Below are 23,679 nucleotides of genomic sequence, written 5' to 3'. Positions count from 1 at the left end.
GCATGCGCCCGGCGGGAGAATGGCATGCGAATCGGATTGTGCGGAACGGGCGGTTTCGGCCGGGAAGTCGCGCCCCTCGCTATCGCCCAGGGCGGCGCTGACAACGTCACCTTCGTCTCGCCTGAGCCTACAGAAACCCCTCTCAATGGCGTGCCGGTCATCGCCATGTCGGACCTGCCGGACGACATAGTCCTGGCCATCCCCATCGCCGATGCCGCCGTACGCCGCCGCGTCGATGCCGATCTGCGCGCGAAAGGGCGCGGCTTCGTCTCCATCGTCGCCCCCACCTGCACCTTCCGCGGTCCGTCTCAGATCGGCGAGGGCGCCATCCTGTGCGACCACGTGGTGATCACGGCCAATGTCGTGATCGGGCGGCATTTCCACGCCAACCTGTTCAGCTACGTCGCCCACGACTGCGTCATAGGCGACTTCGTCACCCTGGCCCCCCGCGCCTCGGTCAACGGAAACGTGGTGATCGAGGACGATGTCTATGTCGGGACCGGCGCGGTCCTGAAGCAGGGCACGCCGGACAAGCCGCTGCGCATCGGCAAGGGCGCCATCATCGGCATGGGCGCGGTGGTGACAAAGGATGTGCCGCCCGGCGCGGTCGTCGTCGGCAATCCCGCCCGTCCGCTCGAGCGCTAGCAGCGGCGCCTACAGGACGTACCGGTCCGTCTTGTAGCGGGCCAGATTGGCCGGATCGCTGAACCAGTCGATCGTTTCCCGGAGCCCCCGCCGGAAGCCCTCGCCCTCGCCGTACTCCGGCGCCCAGCCTGTCAGCGCGCGCATCAGATCGCTGTCGGCCCACAGCCGCTCGACCTCGCTGGCTTCAGGACGCAGGCGCTGGTCGTCGGCGACGATCCGGGCGTCCGACCCCATAAGCGCGATGATCGCCTGGGCCGTGTCGCCGATGGAGATCTCGAACCCGCTGCCCGCATTGACCGTCTGGCCCTGGGCGGCGTCGCATTCCGCCAGCGCCTCGAAGGCTCGGGCCGTGTCGCTGACGAAGCTGAAGTCGCGGGTCGGGTGCGTCGCCCCCAGCTTGATCTCCTTCGCCCCCGCCGCGATCTGGCTGATGATCGTCGGGATCACCGCCCGGGCCGACTGGCGCGGTCCATAGGTGTTGAACGGCCGCAGGACGCTGACCGGCGTGCCGAAGGCCGCGTGAAAACTCAGGGCGATCTGGTCGGCGCCGATCTTCGACGCCGAATAGGGCGACTGCCCCTGCAGAGGATGCGCCTCGGTGATCGGCACGAACCGGGCCGTGCCATAGACCTCGCTGGTGGAGGTGTGGACCACCCGCTCGACGCCCAGATCCCGCGCCGCCTGCACGATGTTCAGGGTGCCGAGGACATTGGTCTCCACATAGGTTTGCGGGGAATGGTAGCTGTACGGAATCGCGATCAGCGCCGCGAGATGCAGGACCACGTCGCAGTCCTTCATCGCCGTCCGGACGCCGTGCGGGTCGCGGACGTCGCCGGCGAAGACATCCAGAGTCTTGCGGATGTCGGCGGGGCTCTCGTCCAGCCAGCCCCAGCTGCCGAAACTGTTGTACTGGACGAAGGCCCGCACGTCGCAGCCCCGGCGGATCAGCCGCTCGGTCAGGTGCGAGCCGATGAAGCCGTCGGCGCCGGTCACCAGCACCCGTTTGCCGTCCAGCTTCACAGGATGATCTCCGCAGGGATGTTCATCATGCCCCTCCCACCGTTCGCGTTAAGGAAAGCCGAAAATCAGCCTCCTGGGCGCGTCCTGATGTTGCGCCGCGCGGCGGCGTCCTGTCTTGTTCACTCCATGCTTTCCCGGTGGTTCCTGGCCTGTGCGGCGTCGGCGATGGTGATCGGTCTCGCCGGATGTGGCGGGTCGCAGGTTTCGCCGCCGAGCCCCGCCGGCGCCGCCTCGACCCCGGCGCAGCGGTTGAGCACGCTCACGGATCTCGATCTGGCGGTGGCGCGCGTCGCCTGGCGGCTGTCCGAGGCCAATGCCGATCTCTGCCCCGTGGTCCGCCAGTCCGCCGGATGGGCCCTGCACGCGGCGGCGCAATACAGCCTCGAACTTCGTCCCGAGGCCGAGGGCCGGTTCGGCCTGCGCGGCGACCTTCCGGGCGTTCTGGCGGCGCCGTCGGGTTCGCCGGCGAACGCGGCGGGCCTGCGGACGGGCGACCTGATCGTAGCCGTGGGAGGCGTCCCCCTCGCTTCGGGCCGTTTCGGCGGGCCGCCCCGGTTCGAGGGTCTGGCGGCGAACATCGCCACCCTCGACGAAAGCCTTTCAGACGGCCCCGCGGTGCTGACCATCGAGCGCGGGGGAGAGCGACAGGACATCGCCGTCGCGCCCCGCCGCGCCTGTGGCTATGAGGTTCAGCTGAACCCATCCGATGACCTGCGCGCCCGGGCGGATGGGCGACGGCTGTTCATCAGCACGGCGCTCGCCGGCTTCGCCCTCACCGACGACGAACTCGCGGTCATCCTCGGCCACGAACTGGCGCACAACGTCCTGCGGCATCGCAGCTGGTCCGAGACCGGAGGCGCCGGCCGTACGGTCGTCGAAGGCGATTGCAACCCCCGTCTGTGCGGCCGGGGCGGCGATCCGGAACGGCAGGCGGACCGCGTCGGTCTGTATCTGATGGCCCGGGCCGGCTATCGACCGGAGGCCGCCCCGGCCTTCTGGCGGCGCTTCGGGGCGTCCAACTGGCGCGTTCGCTACCCGCAGCTGGCGCATGCCTCGGCCGGCACGCGCGCCCAACGTCTTGAAGAGGTTCAGGCCGAGATCGCGGCCCTGGTCGCGGCGGATCGTCCGCTGCTGCCCTGAACAGGCCCGACGATGATCAGGCCGGCTTGCGACGTTTCGCGCGGCAGAGATCGCACCACTCACGATTGGAGTCACGTCGATCGATGCGCCAACGGTGGCGGCAACGAGCTTTCTGAATCAGTTTTGCAAACCACTGGAACACCCGTTCTGGATGTCTTCGCTCCAGGCTGGCGTCAATAGCCGGCGTTGAGGAGAAGCGCCGGCGACGCCGGTGTGCTGTGGATGCATCAGGATCGACTTCGATCCGCGAGTTTGTCGCGGTGCACCAATTTCGTGGGAACCCGCGCCGACAACCGGCGTTGTGGTGCCTGGTTCGGAGGACATCCCCATGAAGAAGACCATCGCCGCCATCACCGCCGGCCTGCTTCTCGTAGCCGGTCAAGCCGCCGCGGCGGGCGCCGCCCCGATTTCCAATCGTATCGGCGACCGCGTCGGCGCGACCGCCGATGACTCCAGCGAGTTCGCCGGCATCCCGCTTCCGGTCCTTCTGATCGGAGCCGCCGTGATCGTCGGCGTGGTCGTCGTCGCCACCGACGACGACAGCGAAAGCGACTGATCCAGCCAGTCCGGTCCCCATGACATGGACGGGCTCGCTCTCTCGGGAGCGAGCCCGTTTGCACGTCTGAATACTGGACAACCGCCTCGAGACATCGGAGCAAGGGCGGTCAAGAATGAGTTGGGGCCGCCGGGTGTTGAATCGTTTCAGGGCATGGCGATCCCGATCCGCCGGCCCCGCTGAACAGGGAACCGGGCGGTCGCTTCCCCCCGGCGTCGATGAAGTCCGCCTGCTCGAAACCGATCATGCCGCCGGCCTCGCCGAACTGGCCGCTGTTCTGACGGTGCTGGACCAGGCGATCGACGCCATGAGAATCCTGATTCAGCGGCGGAGGAAGGAGCAGCCCGACGCGGTCGTCGATATCGCCCTGCTGCAGTTCGCCGTCGTCCAGTTCGTGGGCTGTTTCAAAGGCAAGCGCGGATCGATGCGCCTGAAGCCGAAACAGGCTTTCGACGGCCCGGGCAGCCGCTTTTTCGAACACCTCGCCGCCCTGGCGGACCAGCTGTCCGGCGTCCACGCGAGGCTGACCGGTCAGGCGGAGGTCGTGGTCCTGCTCAAACGCGCGCCGGACAGGGTCGGGGTCCTGGGCCTCGCCACCCGCAGCCGCCGGCCGGATCGGCTGACCATCCACGAGCTCTCGAACATCGCCGACTTCATGGAGCGGGGCCGTGACGCCTATGCGGCGGCGGCTGGCCTGCAGCGCGAACTGGCGAACCGTGAGCTCGAGCTCATGAGCGACGCGGCCTTGCTGACCCTCGCCATACCCGCCGGCCAGACCTGAATCAGACGTTCGCGTTCGCGGCCGCGCCGGTCCTCTGGCGCGCCTGGCGGGGCCTGAATCCTCTCCAGGTCGCCCAGACCAGCAACGCCACGGCCACGCCGAGGATGTCGGCCAGGAAGTCGAACCAGCTGGCGTCCCGGCCGATCATGCCCTGAATCACTTCGATCCCTCCCCCGGCCAGCACCGCGCAGATCGCCAGAAGCACGCGCGAGCGGCTCGGGAACAGCACGCCGAAGGCCCATAGCAAGAGCCCGAACGCGCCGAAGTGAGCGACCTTGTCCAGACCGGAGACCTGCTGCTCCACCTCCAGGGACGGCCCAAGAAGAAGCACCAGAAGGATGGAGATCGTCAGGACGGCAAGAATACGCAGGGGAAGCGACATGGATGTCTAGTCGCCAAACACTCCGCCATAAGCAAGGCGACCAAACGGGCGTGCGACGATTCAGCCTGCGGCGATCCGCTCGGCTGCGACCAGGTCCTCGAGGGTGTCGATATCCACCGACCGCTCCAGCGGCATCGGACAGGCGATGGTGTCCCCGGCCTTCACGAAGGTTCGATGCCGACGCAGCCAACCCACCCGGGCCGCATAGACCGCGCCGTTGAGCGTCCAGGCCGGCGGCAGGTCCTGCCGCCGCAGGCTCGCGCCGGCGTCCGGCTCGGCATAGGCCACCATGCGTCCGGACGAGTCGGGCCGATACGTCAACCAAGGGTGGGCCGCGGCCTCGCTGACCGAGACACAGCTTTCAGCGTCCTTCACCCCGGCCAGGACGGCGTCGATATCCGCCGCGGTCCGCAGCGGCGATGTCGGCTGCAGCAGGACCACGATGTCGAATCCCGGCACGCGATCGAGGGCGTCCAGCACGACATCGATCGACCGCGCCTCGTCCCCCGACAGATCTGCGTCGCGCACGAACGGCGCCTCACAGCCCATCGCCCTGGCTTCGGCGATGATGGCCGCGTCGTCCGATGACAGGATCAACCGATCAATCCCGACCGAGGCCTGCGCCGCCGCGATGGTCCAGCCGATCAAGGGCCGCCCCAGGAACGGGATCAGGTTCTTGCCCGGCAGTCCCTTTGACCCGCCCCTCGCGGTGATGATCCCCAGGACCCTGCTGTCGCCGATCATCAGACACCGCCGTCCTGTTCAATCCACTCCGGCAGGCTGGGGGCCAGCGCCCTCAGCTGCTCGCAGGCGACCATGATGTGATAGAGCGAGCTCGCCGGGGACGGTTCGACGACGAAGGTTCCGTTCGCCTCCAGCTTGTCCCGCCACAGGCCGGTCGGCTCCAGGTACCGGGTCATCGCGGCCAGCGCCTCTCCGACGTCCCGCAGCAGGGCCGCGCGACCGGGCCCGGCGGGCTCGCCTTCCGCGAGGATCAACGCCGCCTTCAGCCGTTCCGTCTGCGGCCATAGCCGGGCCTGCCGTGAGCGCGCCGACAGATCGTCATTCAGGGAATCGACCGTGACCCGCGTCTTCGCATCCACCCCGCGATCGCCCGCGGCGTAGAGACGACGCACGTCCGACATCAGCCCGGCGTCGCCCCGCAGACGGCTCCAGCGGGTCAGCAGCCACGCCCATTCGAACTGGTGCCCCGGTTCGACCAGCCGACCGTCCTCACCCTCCGCAGGGGCCCAGTCGGCGTTGAAGAACTCCCGCACGAAGCCGCCGTCCGCGTCGATGAAGACCCGCCGGGCCAGCGCCACGATTCCGTCCGCCAGCCCGGTCCAGGGCCCGTCCGGCTCCAGCGCCTCCCAAGCCAGGCAGGCTTCCAGAAGATGCATGTGAGCGTTGGCCTGGAAGGGATGGTCTCCCGCCTCGCGCCAGCCTCCCGCGGGATGCCGCAGGCCTTCGAGCGCGCCCCTCAAGCGGTGCGCCCGCTCCGCCATCCGCTCGGGTTCAATCCCCGCCGCGGCGGCGCCGGCGAAGGCGAACAGGGCGAAGGCTTGATCATAGAGCCACGGCGTGTCGTCCAGCACCGCCCCGTCGACGCTGACCCGTGTCCGATACAGGCCGTCCGGCCGCAGGTTGGTGCGTTCGAAGGCGTCCAGACCTCGCCCGACCAGCCCCGCCCACGGACCGCCCCAGCCCTGGCGGCCGGCGCTGCTGTACACATAGGCCTGCCGCGCCTGCACCCGAGCCCGCCGGAAGTCGCCGACGGGGCGCCCCTTTGCGTCCAGCGCCTCCACAAAGGCGCCGTCCCCCGCTCCGCCCAGGGTGGCCCATAGCGGCAGGGCCGCCAGATCCATCCAGTCGAAGAAGCGCTCGGCCGCGATCGGCAGGGCGATCCCACGGTCGCCCGGCGAGATATGTTCCGGCGAGATCTCGCGCAGCCGTTCGACCAGTCCCTTCACCTCCTGTGATCGGCTCAGGTGGCAGATCAGAACGGCGTCAGGCTCCGCGATAATCGCAAGGTCGGTGACGCCGGCGGTTGCAACCACCATACCCTTGGCCGCGCGGACGAAATTCGACGTGTCTTCGTCGGCCCCGATCCATACGCCCCGTCCGCCGGCCTGAGTGGCCGCGACCGCGTCCCATGCGCCCAGGTCCGACCAGTCGAACACCACCGGCAGCACCCAGACCTTCCGGCTGCGCTCCAGCACGGCGTAGTCCATCGAGATTTTCGGCGAAGCCTCGAACGCCGCGGTCAACTCCAGCACGGCCCCATCGCCGTCCGGCGTGGCGGCCGCGACCGCGGCCTCGATCTCGGGCGCGAAGGCCTTCAGTTCGTCCAGCAGGGTCCGGGTGGTCGCGACCAGGTTGCCGCTGTTCCACATATAGCCGCGCGCCAGATAGTCGACGGCGGTGGCGCGGTCCGGCTTTTCGACGAAGGCCCTGACCGGCGAGGCGCCGCCGGGTTGCTCCGGCTGGATGTAGCCGTAAGCCGATGACGGCTCGGTCGGCTTGACCCCGAACACCACCAGCCGGTCGGCGCCCGCCAGCTCGGCGGCCTCGCGCACGGCGGCGCGGAACAGTTCGTCTTGCGTGATCCGATGGTCAGAGGCGACGAAGGCCGCCACCCCCTCGGGATCCCGGCGGGCGATCCAGTGCGCCGCCGCCGCCATCGCCGCGGCGGAATCCCGACCCGACGGCTCCAGCAGAACGATGGCGGGAATGTCGCCCAGTTGCTCGACGACGATGCTGCGGTGCTCCTGACCGGCCACCACCACCACCTGCCCGCCGCCCTGCGCCAGCGGCGCGACCCGGCTCAATGTCTCCTGGAACAATGAGAGATTGCTGGTCAGGTCGAGGAACTGCTTGGGCCGGTCCGAGCGCGATGCGGGCCACAGCCGAGTGCCGGCGCCGCCGCACAGGATGACAGGAAAAATCGCCATAGCCCCGATCTCCGTGGCCGCTTTGGGATAGCGGCCGCCTGCCCGTACTAGAGCGAAGCCGGGCCTTCCGGAAGCGGGGTCGGGGCTTCGGTCGGGTCCCGCCACGCCGCCTGAGGATTCAACGCCGCCGTAGCCTCCAGGAAGCTGCCCGGCTTCATCGACGGCTCAGGCGCGGTCTGCAGCCCCGCCACGCGCGCCAGATCAGCGATGAAGGTGATGCAGTTGCGCCGCCTCAGGTCATAGACCCAGCCCTCGGGCCCGTTCCACCAGTCAGCCCGGTCGCGAATGGCCCGGTAGGTCGCGTCGCTGACGGTCAGCGCCAGATAGGGCCGCCCCTCGCCCACGTAGCGGGCGTCCGGCGCCTGGACCACGCCCCTGTCGCGCACGAACAGCAGCTGCGGTCCGGGGTTGCGGGCGGTGAAACCCGCCGCCCAGTCGACCGCTTCGCCGGTTTCGTCCAGCGTGCCGAGGGCCTGCACATAGGCGTGGGGGAACAGCAGGTAGCCGCCCCGCACCCGCGCCCCGGGGTGGGCGTAGAAGGTCACCGTCACCGCCGCCAGCGCCGGCCCCGCCAGCAGGGCGAGGATCAGACCGGAAACCAGGACGCGGACGATACGGGACAACATGCGAACCACGGACAAGCGCCGCAGACTACGGGGCGCATGGTCCTGAACGCACAAGGGCCGCCGGGGTCTCCCCCGACGGCCCCTATTCTACGCCTGCCGCTGGGACCTAGTGGCCGCCGGGCGTCGCCGCGACCTCGGCGTTGCTCACCCGGGCGCGCGCCGCGACGATCGCGAAGATCGTCAGGATCACATAGCCCGCCAGCGGGATGAAGAAGGCCAGGTTCAGGCTGGTCATGTCCGCCATCCAGCCGCCCAGCAGCGGCAGCACGGCTCCGCCGATGATGCCGAACACCAGCAGGCCCGAGGTGGCCGAGGCGGGCGCCGAGGACCGTTCCAGCGTCAGGGTGAAGATCGCCGGGAACATGACGGAGTTGAACAGGCCGATGGCCAGCGCCGCGAACGAGGCGTTGACGCCGCCGGTCTGGGTCACGATCAGGCAGAGGACGGCCGCGCAGGCCGTGCAGACGGCCAGCAGCCAGCCGGCCGGGACCCGCGTCAGCAGGGCGCTGCCCGCGAACCGGCCCATCAGGGCGCCGGCCCAGTACAGGGCGACCAGACGGCCCGCATCGTGGATCGGCAGGCCGAGCGCGCCGTCCGAGTGCAGGAAGTTGGTCATCAGGCTGCCGACGGTCACTTCCGAGCCGACGTAGACGAAGATGGCCAGGGTGCCGAACAGGGCCCAACCCGACGACAGGGCGCGCAGCGGCGACCCCGCGACCTCGGACGCCGCCGCCGCGCTGGCGGCCGTCAGGCGCTTGCGCACGCTCCAGATGAAGGCGCCCAGCACGCCGAAGAAGATGGCCAGGCCGATGAAGACGGTGTCGATGTTGCGCAGGGTCGCCGCACGGGCGGCGGGGTCCATGACGGCGGGCGCGGCGCCGGCCGCCGGAGCGGCTTCCGGCGCGATCGAGGCCGCGTGGGCGCCCATGCCGCCGATGTAGTTGTGCAGGAAGACGACCCAGCCGATCACTAGGCCGATGGCGGCGCCGACGGCCAGCCAGCCCTTGATGTCCTTGCGCAGGGCGCCGACCAGGAAGCCGGCGACGACACCGAGACCGACGCCGAGCAGGATCAGGATCAGGGCGGTGGGCGAAGCCAGGGCGCTGACGCCGCCGACGGCGAAGATGCCGCCCGACAGCATGACGGTCGCGCCCAGAAGGGGACCGACCACCGTGCCCAGCGAGTTGAAGGCCTGCGAGAGGACCAGGCGGAAGTGCGAGCTCTTCGCCGACCCCAGCGACGCGGCCAGGGGGTTGGCGGCGACCTGCAGCAGGGTCACGCCCGCCGCGATCACGAACAGGGCCACCAGCACGCCCGGATAGAAGTCGAACACGGTCGACAGCGGCACGATCAGGGCGCCCAGCACCATGACCGCCAGAGCGCCGACGATCGACTTGGCGTAGCCCAGCTTGGCCAGCACGGCGGCGGCGGGCAGGGAGACGATCCCGTAGGCGGTGAACCAGGCGAACTGGGTCAGCAGCGCCTCGGTGAAGTTCAGCTCGAAGACGCCCTTCACCGCCGCGATCAGCGGATCGATCAGGGAGGTCGCGAAGCCCCATGCGAAGAACAGGGTCGTCACATAGGCGAAGGCGGTCCCGAGCCCCTTCGCGGAGGTCTGCTGGTTGTCTGTCATCTCACTCCCCACGGCCGGCGTCTCAACGTGCGCGGCCTTTCACCGTCTTGGTTTCATCCGCAAAAGCCCGCGTCCAGCGATTTGAGGCAATTCGTAACCAAAAGTGGGCGGGTTTGGGCCCTTGCGGACAAGATCAGGGCGAGGAAGATGGGCTTTCCGGTTGATCCGGCTGCTGACCAAGGCCTCTGCGTGACCGACCGGATCGTCGCCTCCCCCGCCGAAATCGCCGATCCATGGCGCGGCGCCGTCATCTATCAGGTCTATCCGCGCAGCTTCGCCGACACGAACGGCGACGGCGTCGGAGACCTGCCGGGGATCACCGCCCGGCTGGACCACATCGCCTCGCTGGGGGTCGACGCGGTCTGGCTCAGCCCCTTCTACACCTCGCCGATGCGGGACTTCGGCTATGACGTCGCCGACTACTGCGACGTCGATCCGGTGTTCGGGACCCTGGCCGACGTCGACGCCCTGATCGCCCGCGCCCACGCCCTGGGGCTGAAGGTCCTGATCGATCTGGTCTTCGCCCACACCTCGGACCAGCACGCCTGGTTCGAGGAAAGCCGCCAGAGCCGCGACAATCCGAAGGCCGACTGGTTCGTCTGGGCCGACGCCAAGATCGACGGCACGCCGCCGTCCAACTGGCAGTCGGTGTTCGGCGGTCCGGCCTGGACCTGGGACGCCCGGCGCGGCCAGTACTACATGCACAACTTCCTGCCCGAGCAGCCGCAGCTGAACCTGCACAGCCCCGCGGTGCAGGAGGCGCTGCTGGACGTGGTCCGGTTCTGGCTGGCGCGGGGCGTGGACGGCTTCCGCCTCGACGCCATCAATTTCGCCATGCACGATCCGGCGCTGACCGACAATCCGCCCCTGCCGCCGGGCGGACCGCGCACCCGGCCCTTCGACTTCCAGGACAAGATCCACAACCAGTCCCAGCCGGGCATCGTCGACTTCCTGAAGCGGCTGCGCGCCCTGACCGACAGCCACGGCGGCCGATTCACCGTGGCCGAGGTGCCGGGCGACCGCGCCGATGCGGAGATGCAGGCCTATACCGAAGGGCGGGATCGGCTGAGCAGCGCCTACGGCTTCACCTATCTGTACGCCCCGGCCCTGACGCCCGATCTGGTCAAGCGCACCGCCGCCGTCTGGGACGGTCGACCGGGTCAGGGCTGGCCCTCCTGGCCCTTTTCCAACCACGACGCGCCGCGCGCCGTCTCCCGCTGGGCCGAGGGTCGCGACCGGGCGGCCATGGCGCGGATGATGACGCTGCTGCTGGTCTGCCTGCGCGGCGCCGTCTTCCTCTATCAGGGCGAAGAGCTGGGCCTGCCGCAGGGCGAGGTGCCGTTCGACCGGCTGGTCGATCCCGAAGCCATCGCCAACTGGCCCAAGACCCTGGGCCGCGACGGCGCCCGCACGCCGATGCCATGGACGGCGGATGCGCCGCATGCGGGCTTCTCCACCGCCGAACCCTGGCTGCCCATCGATCCGCGCCACCTACCGCTGGCGGCGGACCGCCAGGAAGCGGACCCAACCTCCCAGCTGGCCGTGACCCGCCGCCTGATCGCCTTCCGAAAAACGCAGCCCGCGCTGACCCACGGGTCGATGCGAGTGCTCGAAGCCCCGGACGGCCTGCTGGTGTTCGAACGCATTCTCGGCGACGAGGTCCTGATCTGCATCTTCAACCTGGGCCACAAGACCTCGACATGGCTTCCGCACGGCAGTTTCAGCCGGCTCGAGTCGACGAACCTCGACGGCGACACGGACGGATTGCCGCCTCTGGCCGGCCTGATCGGGCGGCGCCTGATATGAGGTGGCGCGGCCGCCCCGTCGGCGCTAACGAAGCGGCATGAGCGCCCAAGGCCCCGTCCTCGTCACCGGCTCGGCCGGCTTCATCGGCTTCCACACGGCTGAGCGCCTGCTGGCGCGCGGCGAGACCGTGATCGGCGTCGACAACCTGAACAGCTACTACGACCCGGCGCTGAAGCAGGCCCGGCTGGAGCGGCTGCAGGCGCACCCGAAATACCTGCACCACACGCTCGATCTGGCCGACCGGGACGGCATGGCCGCCCTGTTCGCGAGCATGAAGCCGCGCCGCATCGTCCACCTCGGGGCGCAGGCAGGCGTGCGCTACAGCCTTGAGCACCCCGAGAGCTACGTCGATTCCAATGTGGTCGGCTTCCTGACCGTGCTGGAGGGCGCGCGAGCGGTGAGGGCGGAGAATCTGGTCTTCGCCTCGACCAGCTCGGCCTTCGGGGCCAACGGCGCCCTGCCCTTCTCGGTCAGGCAAGGCGTGGCCCATCCGCTGACCGTCTACGCGGCCACCAAGATCGCCAACGAGGCGATGGCGCACTCCTATTCCCACCTGTTCGGCTTCCCCTCGACGGGGCTGCGCTTCTTCACCGTCTATGGACCGTGGGGCCGCCCGGACATGGCGCTGTTCAAATTCACCCGCGCCATCCTCGAAGGCCGTCCGATCGACGTCTACGGCCACGGCCAGATGGAGCGGGACTTCACCTATGTCGACGACATCGTCGAGGGCGTGATCGCCGCGCTGGACAGGCCCGCCGCCGTCGATCCCGACTGGAACCCGCAGGCGCCGAACCCGGCCACCAGCGGCGTCGCGCCGTGGCGCATCCTCAACCTCGGCGCCGGTCGCCGCGAACAGCTGATGCGCTACATCGCGGTGCTGGAGGAGGCCCTGGGGCGGAAGGCGGAGCTGAATCTGATGCCGGTCCAGGACGGCGACGTGACCCGCACCGAGGCCGACGTGACCGAGACCCGCGCCGCCCTGGGCTATGCCCCCTCGACCCCGATCGAGGTCGGGGTGAAGCGGTTCGTGGACTGGTATCGCGACTTCTACGCGGTCTGACCCGACCGGCCGGCCTTGCGCAACGGCCAAGCTGAGGTAGATTGGTGACTAGGGCTGTTACCATTCAACCGACAGGGTTTTCCCGATGGCTTCTCGCTTCCTCTCCGCCAATACCCCGCGGGCGCTGGCCGCTCTCCGGATCATGTCCGGCCTGCTGTTCCTCGCCCACGGCACGCAGAAATTCCTCTCCTTCCCGGCCGGCGAGCGCGCGGGCGGAGGCTGGGGCTTCGACGGCCCCGGCGCCTATGCGGGCGTGATCGAACTGGTCACGGGCGTCCTGATCGCGCTGGGCCTGTTCACCCGTCCGGCCGCCTTCGTCGCCTCGGGAACCATGGCCGTCGCCTACTTCCTGGCCCACGCCCCGCAAGGCGCCTTCCCGGTCAACAACGGGGGGGACGCGGCCATCCTCTACTGCTTCGTCTTCCTGTTCCTGGTCTTTTCGGGTCCCGGCGCCTTCAACCTCGGCAGCCTGCTGAGCAAGCGCCGCGACTGATCGGCGACCAAAGGTCGATCGAAAGGAAGGCGGGGCCGTTTCGGTCCCGCCTTCTTCATGTCCGTCGCCGGCGACAATGCCCCCTACGGACTTTCGGTGCGGGGCCGGGCGCGATAGCGCCCCAACTCACACCAGAAGCGATCGTCTTGCGCCGTGTCGTTCAGAGTGCGGCTGACGGCTTCGCAATCCTGCCCATTGCTTCCGCCGGCGCCCGGACGGCGCTCGCTGTCAAAGGTGGCGACATGCCTGCGGGCCGCCGCCGCATCCCGGCGGTACAGCGTCCAGACCGGATCGGCCGTCGACAGCCGATCCGCGTCGCAGGCCGCGAGGCAGGTCGTCAGCCCCGCCAACACCATCATCCGCACGCGTCCCGGCATGGCCAGGTCCTCCCTGTCCGGTGATCACGCCACATCGTCACCGGGACCGCAAAGAAAAAGGCGGGGCCGTTCGCGGTCCCGCCTTCTTCATGTCGGCTTGGCGTCCGGCTACTGGATTGGCTGACCGTTCACATCGACCACCACGACCTCGCCGATCCCCAGCGCCCGGATCTTGGACTCGATCTGCGCACGGTCGCCGACCACCACCCAGGTTGTCGGACCATCGCCGACCAGGGCGCGCGCCGCGATCGAGGCCGACTGCGGGGTCGTCCCATTCACCGAAGCGGCGTATCCGTCGTAGTAGTTCTCCGGCACGCCGTAGACGACCATCCGAGTCAGGTCGTCGGCCACCGCGGCGTTGGTCTCCCAGCCCCCGGCCATGCCCAGCACCAGGTTGGACCGCACCGCCGCGATCTCCGCCTCGGTCAGCGGACGCGAACCCACCACTTCACTCAGCTCGCGATGGATCTCCGCGATGCTTTCGGCGGTCTTGTCGGCTTGCACCCCGGAGGAGACGCGGAACAACCGCTCGCCGCGCGCGATGCCGACGAAGGAGCCGGCGCCGTAGGACCAGTGCTTGTCTTCGCGCAGGTTCATGTTGATGCGGCTGGTGAAGGCGCCGCCCAGCGCCGTGTCGGCGACGCTGATGGGGCCTTCCGTCGCCGGATCGAAGGGCGCGACCAGGCGGCCCGTGATGATCGACGACTGCGGACCGGCGCGGTCCACGATGTAGATCCGCGGGGCGTGACTAGCGGGCATCGCGGGCGCGGCGGGTTTGACCGGCAAGGGCGTGGCGGGCGCGCGCCAGGTGCGGAACGCCCGTTCGAGCGCCGGCGCCAGCTCGGCCTGGGTGGTGTCGCCGACCACCACCAGGGTGGCGTTGTCCGGACGGAACCAGGTCGCGTGATAGGCTTCGGCGTCACTCGGGCTGAGAGCGTTCACCGTCGCTTCCGTCCCCGAGGCCGGGCGACCGTAGGGATGCTCAGGGCCGAACACGGACGCCACCATCACGCGGCTGGCGATCGCGCCAGGGCTGCGGTTGCTCTGCTGGATGCCGGAAATCTGCTGGGCCCGCGAGCGCTGGAAGTCATCGGCGCGGAAGGCGGGATGCTGAATGATGTCGGCATAGAGCGCCAGGGACGGCTCGAGCCGCGACTCGATCGCGTTCAACGAGACGCTGGTGTAGTCCACCGATGAGCTCCCCCCGATGGAGGCGCCCAACAGTTGCGCCCGGTCGCCGATCTCGAGCGCGGTCAGGCTGTCGGTGCCGTTGGTCATCACCGCGGGGGTCAGCGCGGCGACGCCGTTCTTTCCGGCAGGGTCGGCGGCGGAGCCCGCCTCGACGATCAGGTTCATGCTGACGGTCGGCACGCCGGTGCGCGGCGCCAGCACCACCTTCAGTCCGTTGGACAGGGTGAAGTGCTCGACATTGGGGAAGTCCGCCTGGGGGGCCGCGCCCGGCGTCGGCATGTGGGTCCGATCAGCGCCCGTCGCCGCGACCGTGAAGTCGGGGAACGGGCGAACCTCGAGCGCGTAGCTGCCATCCGTCAGCCACTCGCGACCGGCGGTGGTCAGATTGGCCGGCGTGGCGTTCAGCAGGCGTTCGTAGCCCACTCTCCACGCGGCCGGATCGCCCTGAAAAACCTGGCTCGCGGCCAGACGGTCGGACTTGCCGCCGAACCCGCCGATCCGTTCCAGCCCCCGCACATAGGACGCGCCGACGGCCGTACGGGCGCGTTCCAGTTCGTCGGCGGTCGGACCGTCACGCAGCAGGCGGCTTATCTCCTCATCGACGATGCGTTCGATGTTGGCCAGATCCTGGCCCGGCTTGGCGGTGACCACGACCGTGAACTGGCTGCCGATCTCGCCTTCCGAAACCCGCGCGGACACGCCGGTCGCCACCTGATCGTCGAACACAAGGCGCTTGTAGAGACGCGAAGTGCGGCCCGAGGACAGCACCTGGCCCAGCATTCCCAGGTAGTGGGTCTCCGCCTCGCCGCCCGGCGGCACGTTCCACACCTTGTAGAGGCGCGGTTGGCCGACACGGTCGTACATGACCTCGCGTTGCGCGCCCTCCATGCGGGCGATCATGCGCTCCGGCTGGCTGACCGGCGGCCCCGAGGGGATGTCGCCGAAATAGTGCTCTACCTTGGCGCGGGCCTCTTCCGGCGTGATGTCGCCGGCCAGAACGATGGTGGCGTTGGCCGCACCGTAATAGTCGCGGAACCAGGCTTTCACGTCGTCAAGGGAGGCCGCTTCCAGATCGTCCATCGAGCCGATGACCGTGTGGCCATAGGGGTGATCCGACGGATAGGTCGCCGCCGTGATCAGATCCCATACGCGGCCATAGGGCTGGTTCTCGCCCTCGCGCTTCTCGTTCTGGACCACGCCGCGTTGCTCATCGAGGCGCGCTTGGTCGATCGCGCCGACGAGGTGGCCCATCCGATCGCTTTCCAGCCACAGCAGGCTGTCCAGCGCCGAGGTCGGGACGTTCTGGAAATAGTTGGTGCGGTCGTTGTTGGTCGTGCCGTTCTGATCGGTCGCGCCCAGCAGTTCGGTCGCCTTGAAGAAGTCGTTGTTGAAGTTCTCGGACCCGTTGAACATCAGGTGCTCGAACAGGTGGGCGAAGCCCGAACGGCGCGCCGGCTCGTTCTTGGAGCCCACGTGGTACCAGATGTTCACCGCCACGATCGGCGCCTTGTGGTCCTCGTGGACAATCACGGTCAGGCCGTTGTTCAGCACGAACCGGGTGAAGGGGATGTCGACGTCCGGCAGCGGCGCGAGGCGTTCCTGCGTGGCGGGCGAAGCGGCCACGGATGTCGCGACCTGGGCCTGGACCTGGAAGGCGGACGCCAGAAGGACGGCCGCGGCGGCGCCTCCCAGCAGAACGGGACGGAACGAACGCATACGGAGACCCCCTGAATTAAGACAACCCGGCAAGCCGGGTGATGACAGTGGTATCCGCCTGCGATTGACTCGCAAGCGAAATGACATTTCAGATTCGTAACCTTCCGAGGTTCATTTCGCAGGTGCGAGGCCGAAAGACAGGTCCGTGCGCGGAGACGGTCTCGAACCTCGATCCGTGCAGTGCGAAACGAAGTATTGCACCGCACACGAAATGAATTGCCTGCGGCGCTGCAATAGGGTCCTATCCCTATCCGCGGCGTCGAACGCGGTTCGGGCCGAGCATTCTGACATCTGCCCATCGGACGCCGCGCCCATGATCCGTAAATCGCTCGCCCTCGCAACGCTCTGCTGTCTGGTCGCAAGCCCAGCGCTTGCCGCCCCTGCCGCCCCGCTTCTGGCCCACCAGGCGGCGCTGGATCTCAACGAGGCGTCCTCGGCCTGGATCCTGACCTCGACGGCGCTTGTCCTGCTGATGACCCTGCCGGGCCTGGCGCTGTTCTACGGCGGCATGGTCCGGCGCAAGAACGTCATCGCCACCATCGCCCATTCGACCGCCGCCCTGGCCATCGTCACCGTGCTGTGGTTCGCGGTCGGCTACAGCCTGTCCTTCGGGACGGGTCCCGAAGCGACCAACGGCGTCATCGGCGGCCTGCAGGCGGCCTTCCTCAACGGCGTCACCCCGTCCACGGCGCACAGTCTCGCGCCCGGCCTGCCCGAGTTCCTGTGGATCGCCTATCAGCTGACCTTCGCCATCATCACCCCGGCCCTGATCGCCGGCGCCTTCGCCGAGCGGATCAAGTTTTCGGCCTCGATCCTGTTCTTCTTCCTGTGGCACCTGATCGTCTACGCGCCGATCTGCCATCAGGTCTGGGGCGGCGGCTGGATGGGCTCGCTGGGCGTGCTCGACTTCGCGGGCGGCGCGGTGGTCCACGTCAACGCGGGCGTCGCCGGCCTGGTCGCCGCGCTGGTGCTGGGCCCGCGTCAGGGCTTCGGCCGGGACAACATGGCTCCCCACAACCTGGCCTTCACCGCCATCGGCACCGGCCTGCTGTTCGTCGGCTGGCTGGGCTTCAACGCGGGCTCGGCCTGGGCCGCCGACGGCATCGCCGCCGTGGCCGCCTTCAACACCATCCTCGCCGCCGCGGCCGCCGCCATCGGCTGGACCGCCGTCGAATGGATCGACCACAAGCGCCCGACCCTGCTGGGCCTGCTGTCCGGCATTGTCGCCGGCCTGGTCGGCATCACCCCCGCCGCCGGCCTGGTCGACCCCAAGGGCGCCTTCATCATCGGCATCCTGTCGGGCCCGGCCTGCTACGCCGGCGCCGTCTGGCTCAAGCGCGCCCTGAAGTACGACGACAGCCTGGACGCCTTCGGCGTGCACGGCGTGGGCGGCATCGTCGGCGCCGTCCTGACCGGCCTGCTGGCCACCGCCGCGATCAATCCGGCGGCGGCGAACGCCAACGTCCTGAACCAGATCATCGGCCTGGCCGCCGTCATCGCCTGGAGCGGCATCGGCACCTTCGTCATCCTGATGATCTGCAAATACACCGTCGGCCTGCGCGTGCCGAAGGAAGAGGAGATCGAGGGGCTGGACTACACCCAGCACGGCGAGACGATCCACCAGTGAGGCATTCCTCCCCCAACGGGGGAGGAATGGCAACGCTCCCCGCCGCCCCGCGTTCGACTCGCCATGGCGGCCACCGGCGAACTCGACACCTACAAGAAGAAGCGGAATTTCGCCGCCACGCCCGAGCCCGCGGGCAGGAAGGGCAAGGTGCGCGCCACCGGTCTGCGCTACCTGATCCAGCGGCATGCGGCGACCCGGCTGCACTATGACTTCCGCATCGAGGTCGATGGCGTCCTCAAGTCCTGGGCGGTGACCAAGGCTCCGTCGCGTGACCCCGCCGTCAAGCGCCTCGCCGTCGAGGTGGAGGACCACCCGCTCGACTACGGATCGTTCGAGGGATCCATCCCGTCCGGCAACTACGGCGCGGGCACGGTGCAGATGTGGGACACGGGCGAATGGGAGCCCCAGTCCGACGACCTCGACGCCGCCTTCAGGAAGGGCGAGGTCAAGATGGTGCTCCACGGCGAGCGCCTGTCCGGCAAATGGGTGCTGGTCCGCCTGCGCACCGACCGGGGCAAGCCGAGCAAGCGCGCCAACTGGCTGCTGATCAAGGAGAAGGACGCGTTCGCGGTCCCCGGCGAAGGCGACGCGAACATGGAGATCGACGCCTCGGTCACAACCGGGCGCAGCCTCGCCGAGATCGCCGAGGGAAAGGCCCGGTGGACCTCGTCCAAGCCGGTGACCCGCAAGGGTCCGGCCAAGCCTACGGCCCGCCCTGCGGTCACCACTCACGCGAAGAAGCCCCACGCCTTCGTGCCCATCCAGCTGTGCAAGATCACCGACTATCCGCCCGGCGGCGCGGGCTGGGCGCATGAGATCAAGTTCGACGGCTACCGCCTGCAGATCGCCACCGGCGGCGGCCGCGCCACCCTGCGCACCCGCAAGGGCCTGGACTGGTCGAAGAAATTCCCGGAGCACGCCGCCGACGCCGCGCGCTGGCCCGACGCCGTCCTCGACGGCGAGCTGTGCGCCCTGGCCGAGGACCACATGCCCGACTTCTCAGCCCTGCAGGCGGCGATCTCGGACGAGGACACCGGCGGTCTGATCTATTTCGCCTTCGACCTGCTGTTCGAGGGACCGGAGGACCTGCGCGACCTGCCCCTGTCGCACCGCAAGGCGCGGCTGCAGGCCTATATCGACCGCATCCCCAAGGCCGCCCGGTCGCGCATCCGCTACGTCGACCACTTCGCCTCCACCGGGGCGGCGGTGCTGGAAAGCGCCTGCCGCATGGACCTGGAAGGCGTCATCTCCAAGAAGCTGGACGCGCCCTATCGCGAAGGCCGGTCGGCGACCTGGCTGAAGTCGAAATGCCGGGGCCGGGACGAGGTGGTCATCGGCGGCTGGACCTCGGAGGGCGACCGTTTCCGCTCCCTGATCGTCGGCGTGCGCGAGAAGGGCGGACTGCGCCATCTGGGCCGCGTCGGCACGGGCTACTCCGCGCCCCTGATGAAGACCCTGCTGCCGGCGCTGAAGGCCGCCGCCGCCGAGACCAGCCCCTTCGTCGGCAAGACGGCGCCCGCGCGCCATTCCGGCCCGCACAGGGTCCACTGGGTGAAGCCCGTTCTGGTCGCCGAGATCGAACATGGCGGCTACACCGACAACGGAACCCTGCGACAGGCCGCCTTCAAGGGCCTGCGCCAGGACAAGTCGGCCGCCGAGGTCACCGACAAACCGCAGCCCCCCGCCGAGCTGAAACCGATGAAGAGCAAGGTCGTCGCCCCGCCCCAGCTTACCGTCCCCGGTGAAAAGGCGCGGTCAGAAAAGCTGGTCGTGGCGGGGGTCGGCATCTCCAGTCCGGACAAGGTGCTGTGGCCCGCCACGGCCGAGCACGCGGCCATCACCAAAGCCGACCTCGTCCGCTACTACGAACGGGCCGCCGAGCGCATCCTGCCCCACGTCGCCGACCGCCCGGTGTCCATCATCCGCGCGCCGGAAGGGATCGACGGCGAAAAGTTCTTCCAGCGCCAGGCCATGCCCGGCTCCAACCCGCGGCTGAAGCTGATCGACGTGAAGGAGCCCAAACCCTACGTCGGCGTCAGCGATGTCGGCGGCCTGGTCGCCCTCGGCCAGGCGGGCGGGCTGGAGCTGCATCCCTGGGGCTGCAAGCCGGGCGATCCGGAGACGCCGGAACAGGTCACTTTCGACCTCGATCCCGACGAGGGCCTCGACTTCGACGACGTGGTCTCGGCGGCCAGGGTGGTGAAGGCCGAGCTGGAGTCCCTGGGCCTGACGCCCTTCGTGAAGACCACCGGCGGCAAGGGATTGCACGTCGTCGTCCCCATCCGCGCCGACGCCAGGGCGCGCATCGACTGGGACTCGTGCAAGGCCTTCGCCAAGGCGGTCAGCGAACGGGTCCGCGCCGCCGACCCCGACCGCTTCACCACGACCCTGGCCAAGAAGGCGCGGGGCGGGAAGATCTTCCTCGACTATCTGCGCAACGGCCGGATGGCGACGGCGGTGGCTCCCTGGTCACCGCGCGCCCGCCCCGGCGCCGGCATCGCCTTCCCCCTGTCCTGGGGCCAGGTGAAGAAGGGCCTCGATCCGAAGGCCTTCACCCTTCCGGACGCCGCCGCCCTGCTGAAGAAGCCCGACCCCTGGAAGGACTTCCGCGCCGCAGAGACGAACCTGCGGCCGGTGCTGAAGCAGTTGGGGCTTTGACCTTCTCCCTCCCCTTCTGGGGAGGGTGGCTGTCGCGTAGCGACAGACGGGTGGGGAACCGTCGCACGGTCGAGCATCCTCTGGCATGCCCCACCCTGTCGTCGCTTCGCGCCGACATCCCTCCCCACAAGGGGGAGGGAGAGACGATCCGCGCCCTTTCCCCTTCCCGCTAGGACCCGCTACAACCTTCGCCATGACTTCCGCCCCGCTTCCTGACGCCGGATCGAACTGGGTGGACCGCCATGCGCCGGAGGGATTGAAGCCCTGGCTCAAGCTCGGCCGCTTCGACCGGCCCATCGGCATCTGGCTGCTGCTCATCCCCGGCTGGCAGGGCATCGCCCTGGCGCTGGCCTCCGAGCGGCGGACCTCCAGCGTCTATGACCTCTGGCTGGTCCTCGGCTTCGCCATCGGGGCCTGCCTGATGCGCGCCGCCGGCTGCGCCTTCAACGACATCGTCGACCGCGACATCGACGTGCAGGTCGCCCGCACCGCCGCCCGTCCTGTCGCCTCGGGGCGGATCAGCGTGAAGAAGGCGCTGGGCTTCGTCGCCGGCTGCTCGCTGGTCAGCCTGCTGATCCTGCTGACGCTGAACTGGACCGCCATCGGATTGGGCGTGGCCTCCCTGCTGCTGGTCGCCGCCTACCCCTTCATGAAGCGCATCACCTGGTGGCCCCAGGCCTGGCTCGGCCTGACCTTCAACTGGGGCGCCCTGATGGGCTTCGCGGCGGCGTCGACCGCATGGGTCGCCTTCCTGGTCTCGCCCGACTCGACCGTGGCTGTCAGCATCCGCGCGGGCCATCTCTCCCTCGCCGCCCTCGCCCTCTACGTCGGCGGCGTCTTCTGGACCCTCGGCTACGACACCATCTACGCCCTGCAGGACATCGAGGACGACGCCATGGTCGGGGTGAAGTCCTCGGCCCGCCGCCTGGGCTCCAATGTCCGTCTCGGCGTCGGCGTCTTCTACCTGCTGGCCGTCGCCTTCGCCGCGCTGGCGGGCGTTCTGGCCGGGCTCGGCCCGCTCTTCTATGTCGGTCTGACCGGCTACGCCGTCCACCTGTCGTGGCAGACCCGGTCCATCCGTCCGGACGACGGCCCGTTCGCCCTGGCCCTGTTCAAATCGAACCGGGAGGCGGGGCTGGTCCTGCTTCTCGCCATCATCCTCGGTTCTGTGCAGCTTCCGCTTTGAAGGAGATCCGCATGTCCTCCCCCGTTCGCGCCCTTCTGATCGCCACCGCGGTCGCCGCCACCTTGGCCGCCTGCAACCGCGACCGCGAGACGGACAAGGCCCCTGCTGCTCCACCCGCCGTCGGCGCGATCGAGACCCCCGCCGACGCCGCGGCGCCCATGACCTTCGAGTCCAAGACGCCCTGGGCCAACGTCAGCCTGAAACTGCCGCAGGGCCTGAAGAGCCAGACCGACCTGCACGCCCGCCTCTACGCCGAAGAGGTCCGCAAGCTGCGCCAGTTCATCGAGGGAGCCCAGGGCGAACGCACCGAGGCCGGCAACGACGCCGACATCCCGCCCTATGAAAAGACCATCGAGCTGACCGTCGCGGGCGAGACCGGCAAGCTGTTCAGCCTGAAGCGCGTCGATTTCGACTATTCGGGCGGCGCCCACCCCAACACCCTGACCGGCGGCATCCTGTGGGACAAGGCGCTGAAGCGGCAGATCGGCTTCGCCGATCTGTTCCGGCGCGGCGCGGACCTGACGGTGCTGGATCAAGCCCTATGCTCCGCGATCAACGCCGCCAAGCGCGCCCGCGTGCCCGACAGCGTCTCCATCCCCCTGGGCGACAAGCCCGGCTCCTGCCCGCGAGCCTCGGTCACTGAGTTCGTGCTGACGCCGGGCGACGCCCCCGGCAAGGCGGCGGGCCTGACCTTCCTGATCGGACCCTACCAGGTCGGCCCACGCGTCGAGGGCGCCTATGAGATCGCCATTCCGGCGGCCAATTTCCGGTCGCTGCTGGCCGTGGGCTATGCCGACGAGTTCGGCGGCCGATTGGCCAAGACCGGCGACGTCACGCCGGTGGCGGCGCCCGCCCGCTAGAGAGCGGGCGCCGTCGTCGGGCTCAGTCCGCCAGGAACTGGTCCATCAGCTCGGCGAACCTCGCCGGCTGGTCGCTCATGATGAAGTGGCGGCTGCCGTCGACCCGGATCAGGCGCACGCCGGGCAGGGTCGCGTACTCCTGCCGCCACATCGCGTCCGCCATCGCGGCCGGCGCTCCGCCGTCGGCGTCCGAGGCATAGGGCGCCCAGACGGGCGTGGTCATCGTCGCCAGCCCGGGGCGCACATCGGTCAGCATGACGTCGCGGATCGCCGCCGCCATGGCGTGGCGGTCGCTCGCCACGCTCCATTCCACCATCCGCTCCCGCGTCAGCGGATCGCGCGAATAACCCGCCGCGCCGCGAACCTGCCCGGCGCGGAAGCTCGCGTCGTCGGCGGCCAGCATGCCGGCGGCGGCCTGCTCGGCGTAGGGCCGCGCGCCCTCGACCGTGGCCTGCGGACCAAACATGGCGCTGAAGAAGGGCAGGCTGTCGACGGTCATCACCTTGCCGACCAGATCGGGCTTCTGCTGCGCCAGCATCAGGGCGCTCAGGCCGCCCATCGAATGCCCTACGACGGCGGGAGCCGTCAGGCCCTGCTCGCGGATGTAGCGGGCCAGCTCATCGACGACCGGCTGGACGAACGGGCCGTCGCCATGAGTCCACGGTTCGCCGGCGAAGCCCGCCAGCTGCACCAGATGCACCCGGTGCGTCGCCTTCAGCCGCTCGGCCTCGGCGCGCCAGACCTCCCGCGAACAGCCGAAGCCGGGGATCAGGATCACGTCCGGACCCTGTCCCACCACCTCGACCGAGAGCCGGTCAGAGACGAAGGGGGCGAGGGCCGTGGCGGCGGCCGGCTTGGCCCACACGTCCGTGGCGAACAGGATGCCTCCACCGATCGCGGCGACGGCGGCGGAAGCCATGAACAGGGCGCGGAAGGTCGAACGCCCGGCGAAGTGACGGTGGTGCAGCATG

20 protein-coding genes are annotated in these 23,679 nt (G+C 69.2%); 11 read left to right on the top strand and 9 right to left on the bottom strand.

What is annotated here, in order from left to right; genetic code table 11:
* The first annotated feature begins 24 nt into the window (after positions 1 to 24).
* Positions 25 to 645: an acetyltransferase gene (locus AC1RRF_RS14905; RefSeq protein WP_492835899.1), complete on the top strand. Its 621-nt coding sequence runs from the start codon at positions 25 to 27 to the stop codon at positions 643 to 645.
* Positions 646 to 654: 9 nt separating this feature from the next.
* On the opposite strand, the gene AC1RRF_RS14900 is transcribed toward AC1RRF_RS14905, so the two are convergent.
* Positions 655 to 1,665: an NAD-dependent 4,6-dehydratase LegB gene (locus AC1RRF_RS14900; protein WP_492835897.1), complete on the bottom strand. Its 1,011-nt coding sequence runs from the start codon at positions 1,663 to 1,665 to the stop codon at positions 655 to 657.
* 249 nt (positions 1,666 to 1,914) lie between these two features.
* On the opposite strand from AC1RRF_RS14900, the gene AC1RRF_RS14895 reads away from it, so the two are divergent.
* The 3 genes from AC1RRF_RS14895 (at position 1,915) to AC1RRF_RS14885 (ending at position 4,142) form a co-directional block, all read left to right on the top strand.
* Entirely contained in the window at positions 1,915 to 2,805 is an 891-nt protein-coding gene (locus AC1RRF_RS14895) for a M48 family metalloprotease (RefSeq protein ID WP_492835895.1), read from the top strand.
* 328 nt (positions 2,806 to 3,133) lie between these two features.
* Entirely contained in the window at positions 3,134 to 3,361 is a 228-nt protein-coding gene (locus tag AC1RRF_RS14890; RefSeq protein ID WP_492835893.1) for a hypothetical protein, read from the top strand.
* Between the two features lie 115 nt (positions 3,362 to 3,476).
* Positions 3,477 to 4,142, top strand: coding sequence for a hypothetical protein (locus AC1RRF_RS14885; RefSeq protein WP_492835891.1), 666 nt, complete (start codon positions 3,477 to 3,479; stop codon positions 4,140 to 4,142).
* 1 nt (position 4,143) lies between these two features.
* Here the strand turns inward: AC1RRF_RS14885 and AC1RRF_RS14880 are convergent, their stop codons facing one another.
* From AC1RRF_RS14880 to AC1RRF_RS14860, 5 genes are all read right to left on the bottom strand, one after another.
* Positions 4,144 to 4,524 carry a VanZ family protein gene (locus AC1RRF_RS14880; protein WP_492835889.1) on the bottom strand — a complete coding sequence of 127 codons (381 nt, stop codon included), beginning with the start codon at positions 4,522 to 4,524 and terminating at the stop codon, positions 4,144 to 4,146.
* 60 nt (positions 4,525 to 4,584) lie between these two features.
* A complete protein-coding gene (locus tag AC1RRF_RS14875; RefSeq protein ID WP_492835887.1) occupies positions 4,585 to 5,268 on the bottom strand; it encodes an acylneuraminate cytidylyltransferase family protein in 684 nt (227 codons plus the stop codon).
* Positions 5,268 to 7,475, bottom strand: coding sequence for an AGE family epimerase/isomerase (locus AC1RRF_RS14870; protein WP_492835885.1), 2,208 nt, complete (start codon positions 7,473 to 7,475; stop codon positions 5,268 to 5,270). Before AC1RRF_RS14870 ends, AC1RRF_RS14875 begins: the two co-directional genes overlap by 1 nt.
* Positions 7,476 to 7,522: 47 nt before the next feature.
* On the bottom strand, positions 7,523 to 8,101 hold the full coding sequence (locus tag AC1RRF_RS14865; RefSeq protein WP_492835883.1) for a hypothetical protein: 579 nt from the start codon (positions 8,099 to 8,101) through the stop codon (positions 7,523 to 7,525).
* Positions 8,102 to 8,207: 106 nt separating this feature from the next.
* On the bottom strand, positions 8,208 to 9,734 hold the full coding sequence (locus AC1RRF_RS14860; RefSeq protein ID WP_492835881.1) for an MFS transporter: 1,527 nt from the start codon (positions 9,732 to 9,734) through the stop codon (positions 8,208 to 8,210).
* Positions 9,735 to 9,881: 147 nt separating this feature from the next.
* Here AC1RRF_RS14860 and AC1RRF_RS14855 point away from each other — a divergent pair, with 147 nt between their 5' ends.
* The 3 genes from AC1RRF_RS14855 (at position 9,882) to AC1RRF_RS14845 (ending at position 13,093) form a co-directional block, all read left to right on the top strand.
* Positions 9,882 to 11,540, top strand: coding sequence for an alpha-glucosidase (locus tag AC1RRF_RS14855; RefSeq protein ID WP_492835879.1), 1,659 nt, complete (start codon positions 9,882 to 9,884; stop codon positions 11,538 to 11,540).
* Positions 11,541 to 11,577: 37 nt separating this feature from the next.
* Positions 11,578 to 12,600, top strand: a complete 1,023-nt coding sequence (locus AC1RRF_RS14850; RefSeq protein ID WP_492835877.1) for an NAD-dependent epimerase/dehydratase family protein — start codon at positions 11,578 to 11,580, stop codon at positions 12,598 to 12,600.
* An 85-nt stretch (positions 12,601 to 12,685) separates the two neighbouring features.
* On the top strand, positions 12,686 to 13,093 hold the full coding sequence (locus tag AC1RRF_RS14845; protein WP_492835875.1) for a DoxX family protein: 408 nt from the start codon (positions 12,686 to 12,688) through the stop codon (positions 13,091 to 13,093).
* Positions 13,094 to 13,176: 83 nt separating this feature from the next.
* On the opposite strand, the gene AC1RRF_RS14840 is transcribed toward AC1RRF_RS14845, so the two are convergent.
* Positions 13,177 to 13,470, bottom strand: a complete 294-nt coding sequence (locus tag AC1RRF_RS14840) for a hypothetical protein (RefSeq protein WP_492835873.1) — start codon at positions 13,468 to 13,470, stop codon at positions 13,177 to 13,179.
* A gap of 108 nt (positions 13,471 to 13,578) precedes the next feature.
* On the bottom strand, positions 13,579 to 16,377 hold the full coding sequence (locus AC1RRF_RS14835) for a M16 family metallopeptidase (RefSeq protein WP_492835871.1): 2,799 nt from the start codon (positions 16,375 to 16,377) through the stop codon (positions 13,579 to 13,581).
* 313 nt (positions 16,378 to 16,690) lie between these two features.
* Between AC1RRF_RS14835 and AC1RRF_RS14830 the strand changes: the two genes are divergently transcribed.
* The 4 genes from AC1RRF_RS14830 (at position 16,691) to AC1RRF_RS14815 (ending at position 22,708) form a co-directional block, all read left to right on the top strand.
* On the top strand, positions 16,691 to 18,004 hold the full coding sequence (locus AC1RRF_RS14830; protein WP_492835869.1) for an ammonium transporter: 1,314 nt from the start codon (positions 16,691 to 16,693) through the stop codon (positions 18,002 to 18,004).
* Between the two features lie 63 nt (positions 18,005 to 18,067).
* The gene (gene ligD / locus AC1RRF_RS14825) at positions 18,068 to 20,662 is read left to right on the top strand and encodes a DNA ligase D (protein ID WP_492835867.1); all 2,595 of its coding nucleotides are present in this window, start codon (positions 18,068 to 18,070) and stop codon (positions 20,660 to 20,662) included.
* A gap of 193 nt (positions 20,663 to 20,855) precedes the next feature.
* A complete protein-coding gene (gene ubiA / locus AC1RRF_RS14820; protein WP_492835865.1) occupies positions 20,856 to 21,848 on the top strand; it encodes a 4-hydroxybenzoate octaprenyltransferase in 993 nt (330 codons plus the stop codon).
* An 11-nt stretch (positions 21,849 to 21,859) separates the two neighbouring features.
* Positions 21,860 to 22,708: a DUF3298 and DUF4163 domain-containing protein gene (locus AC1RRF_RS14815; protein WP_492835863.1), complete on the top strand. Its 849-nt coding sequence runs from the start codon at positions 21,860 to 21,862 to the stop codon at positions 22,706 to 22,708.
* A gap of 22 nt (positions 22,709 to 22,730) precedes the next feature.
* Here AC1RRF_RS14815 and AC1RRF_RS14810 read toward each other — a convergent pair whose 3' ends face one another.
* The gene (locus AC1RRF_RS14810) at positions 22,731 to 23,678 is read right to left on the bottom strand and encodes an alpha/beta fold hydrolase (RefSeq protein ID WP_492835861.1); all 948 of its coding nucleotides are present in this window, start codon (positions 23,676 to 23,678) and stop codon (positions 22,731 to 22,733) included.
* Between the last annotated feature and the right edge of the window lies 1 nt (position 23,679).

This window comes from Brevundimonas sp. GW821-FHT12C05 (assembly GCF_058807475.1).
This window is presented reverse-complemented; position numbering and strand designations above follow the sequence as displayed.

Coding starts and splice junctions, on each gene's coding strand:
- AC1RRF_RS14905 (WP_492835899.1), top strand. CDS start 25: ATGCGAATCGGATTGTGCGGAACGGGCGGTTTCGGCCGGGAAGTCGCG.
- AC1RRF_RS14890 (WP_492835893.1), top strand. CDS start 3,134: ATGAAGAAGACCATCGCCGCCATCACCGCCGGCCTGCTTCTCGTAGCC.
- AC1RRF_RS14885 (WP_492835891.1), top strand. CDS start 3,477: ATGAGTTGGGGCCGCCGGGTGTTGAATCGTTTCAGGGCATGGCGATCC.
- AC1RRF_RS14880 (WP_492835889.1), bottom strand. CDS start 4,524: ATGTCGCTTCCCCTGCGTATTCTTGCCGTCCTGACGATCTCCATCCTT.
- AC1RRF_RS14875 (WP_492835887.1), bottom strand. CDS start 5,268: ATGATCGGCGACAGCAGGGTCCTGGGGATCATCACCGCGAGGGGCGGG.
- AC1RRF_RS14870 (WP_492835885.1), bottom strand. CDS start 7,475: ATGGCGATTTTTCCTGTCATCCTGTGCGGCGGCGCCGGCACTCGGCTG.
- AC1RRF_RS14865 (WP_492835883.1), bottom strand. CDS start 8,101: ATGTTGTCCCGTATCGTCCGCGTCCTGGTTTCCGGTCTGATCCTCGCC.
- AC1RRF_RS14860 (WP_492835881.1), bottom strand. CDS start 9,734: ATGACAGACAACCAGCAGACCTCCGCGAAGGGGCTCGGGACCGCCTTC.
- AC1RRF_RS14855 (WP_492835879.1), top strand. CDS start 9,882: ATGGGCTTTCCGGTTGATCCGGCTGCTGACCAAGGCCTCTGCGTGACC.
- AC1RRF_RS14850 (WP_492835877.1), top strand. CDS start 11,578: ATGAGCGCCCAAGGCCCCGTCCTCGTCACCGGCTCGGCCGGCTTCATC.
- AC1RRF_RS14845 (WP_492835875.1), top strand. CDS start 12,686: ATGGCTTCTCGCTTCCTCTCCGCCAATACCCCGCGGGCGCTGGCCGCT.
- AC1RRF_RS14840 (WP_492835873.1), bottom strand. CDS start 13,470: ATGCCGGGACGCGTGCGGATGATGGTGTTGGCGGGGCTGACGACCTGC.
- AC1RRF_RS14835 (WP_492835871.1), bottom strand. CDS start 16,377: ATGCGTTCGTTCCGTCCCGTTCTGCTGGGAGGCGCCGCCGCGGCCGTC.
- AC1RRF_RS14830 (WP_492835869.1), top strand. CDS start 16,691: ATGATCCGTAAATCGCTCGCCCTCGCAACGCTCTGCTGTCTGGTCGCA.
- ligD (WP_492835867.1), top strand. CDS start 18,068: ATGGCGGCCACCGGCGAACTCGACACCTACAAGAAGAAGCGGAATTTC.
- ubiA (WP_492835865.1), top strand. CDS start 20,856: ATGACTTCCGCCCCGCTTCCTGACGCCGGATCGAACTGGGTGGACCGC.
- AC1RRF_RS14815 (WP_492835863.1), top strand. CDS start 21,860: ATGTCCTCCCCCGTTCGCGCCCTTCTGATCGCCACCGCGGTCGCCGCC.
- AC1RRF_RS14810 (WP_492835861.1), bottom strand. CDS start 23,678: ATGCTGCACCACCGTCACTTCGCCGGGCGTTCGACCTTCCGCGCCCTG.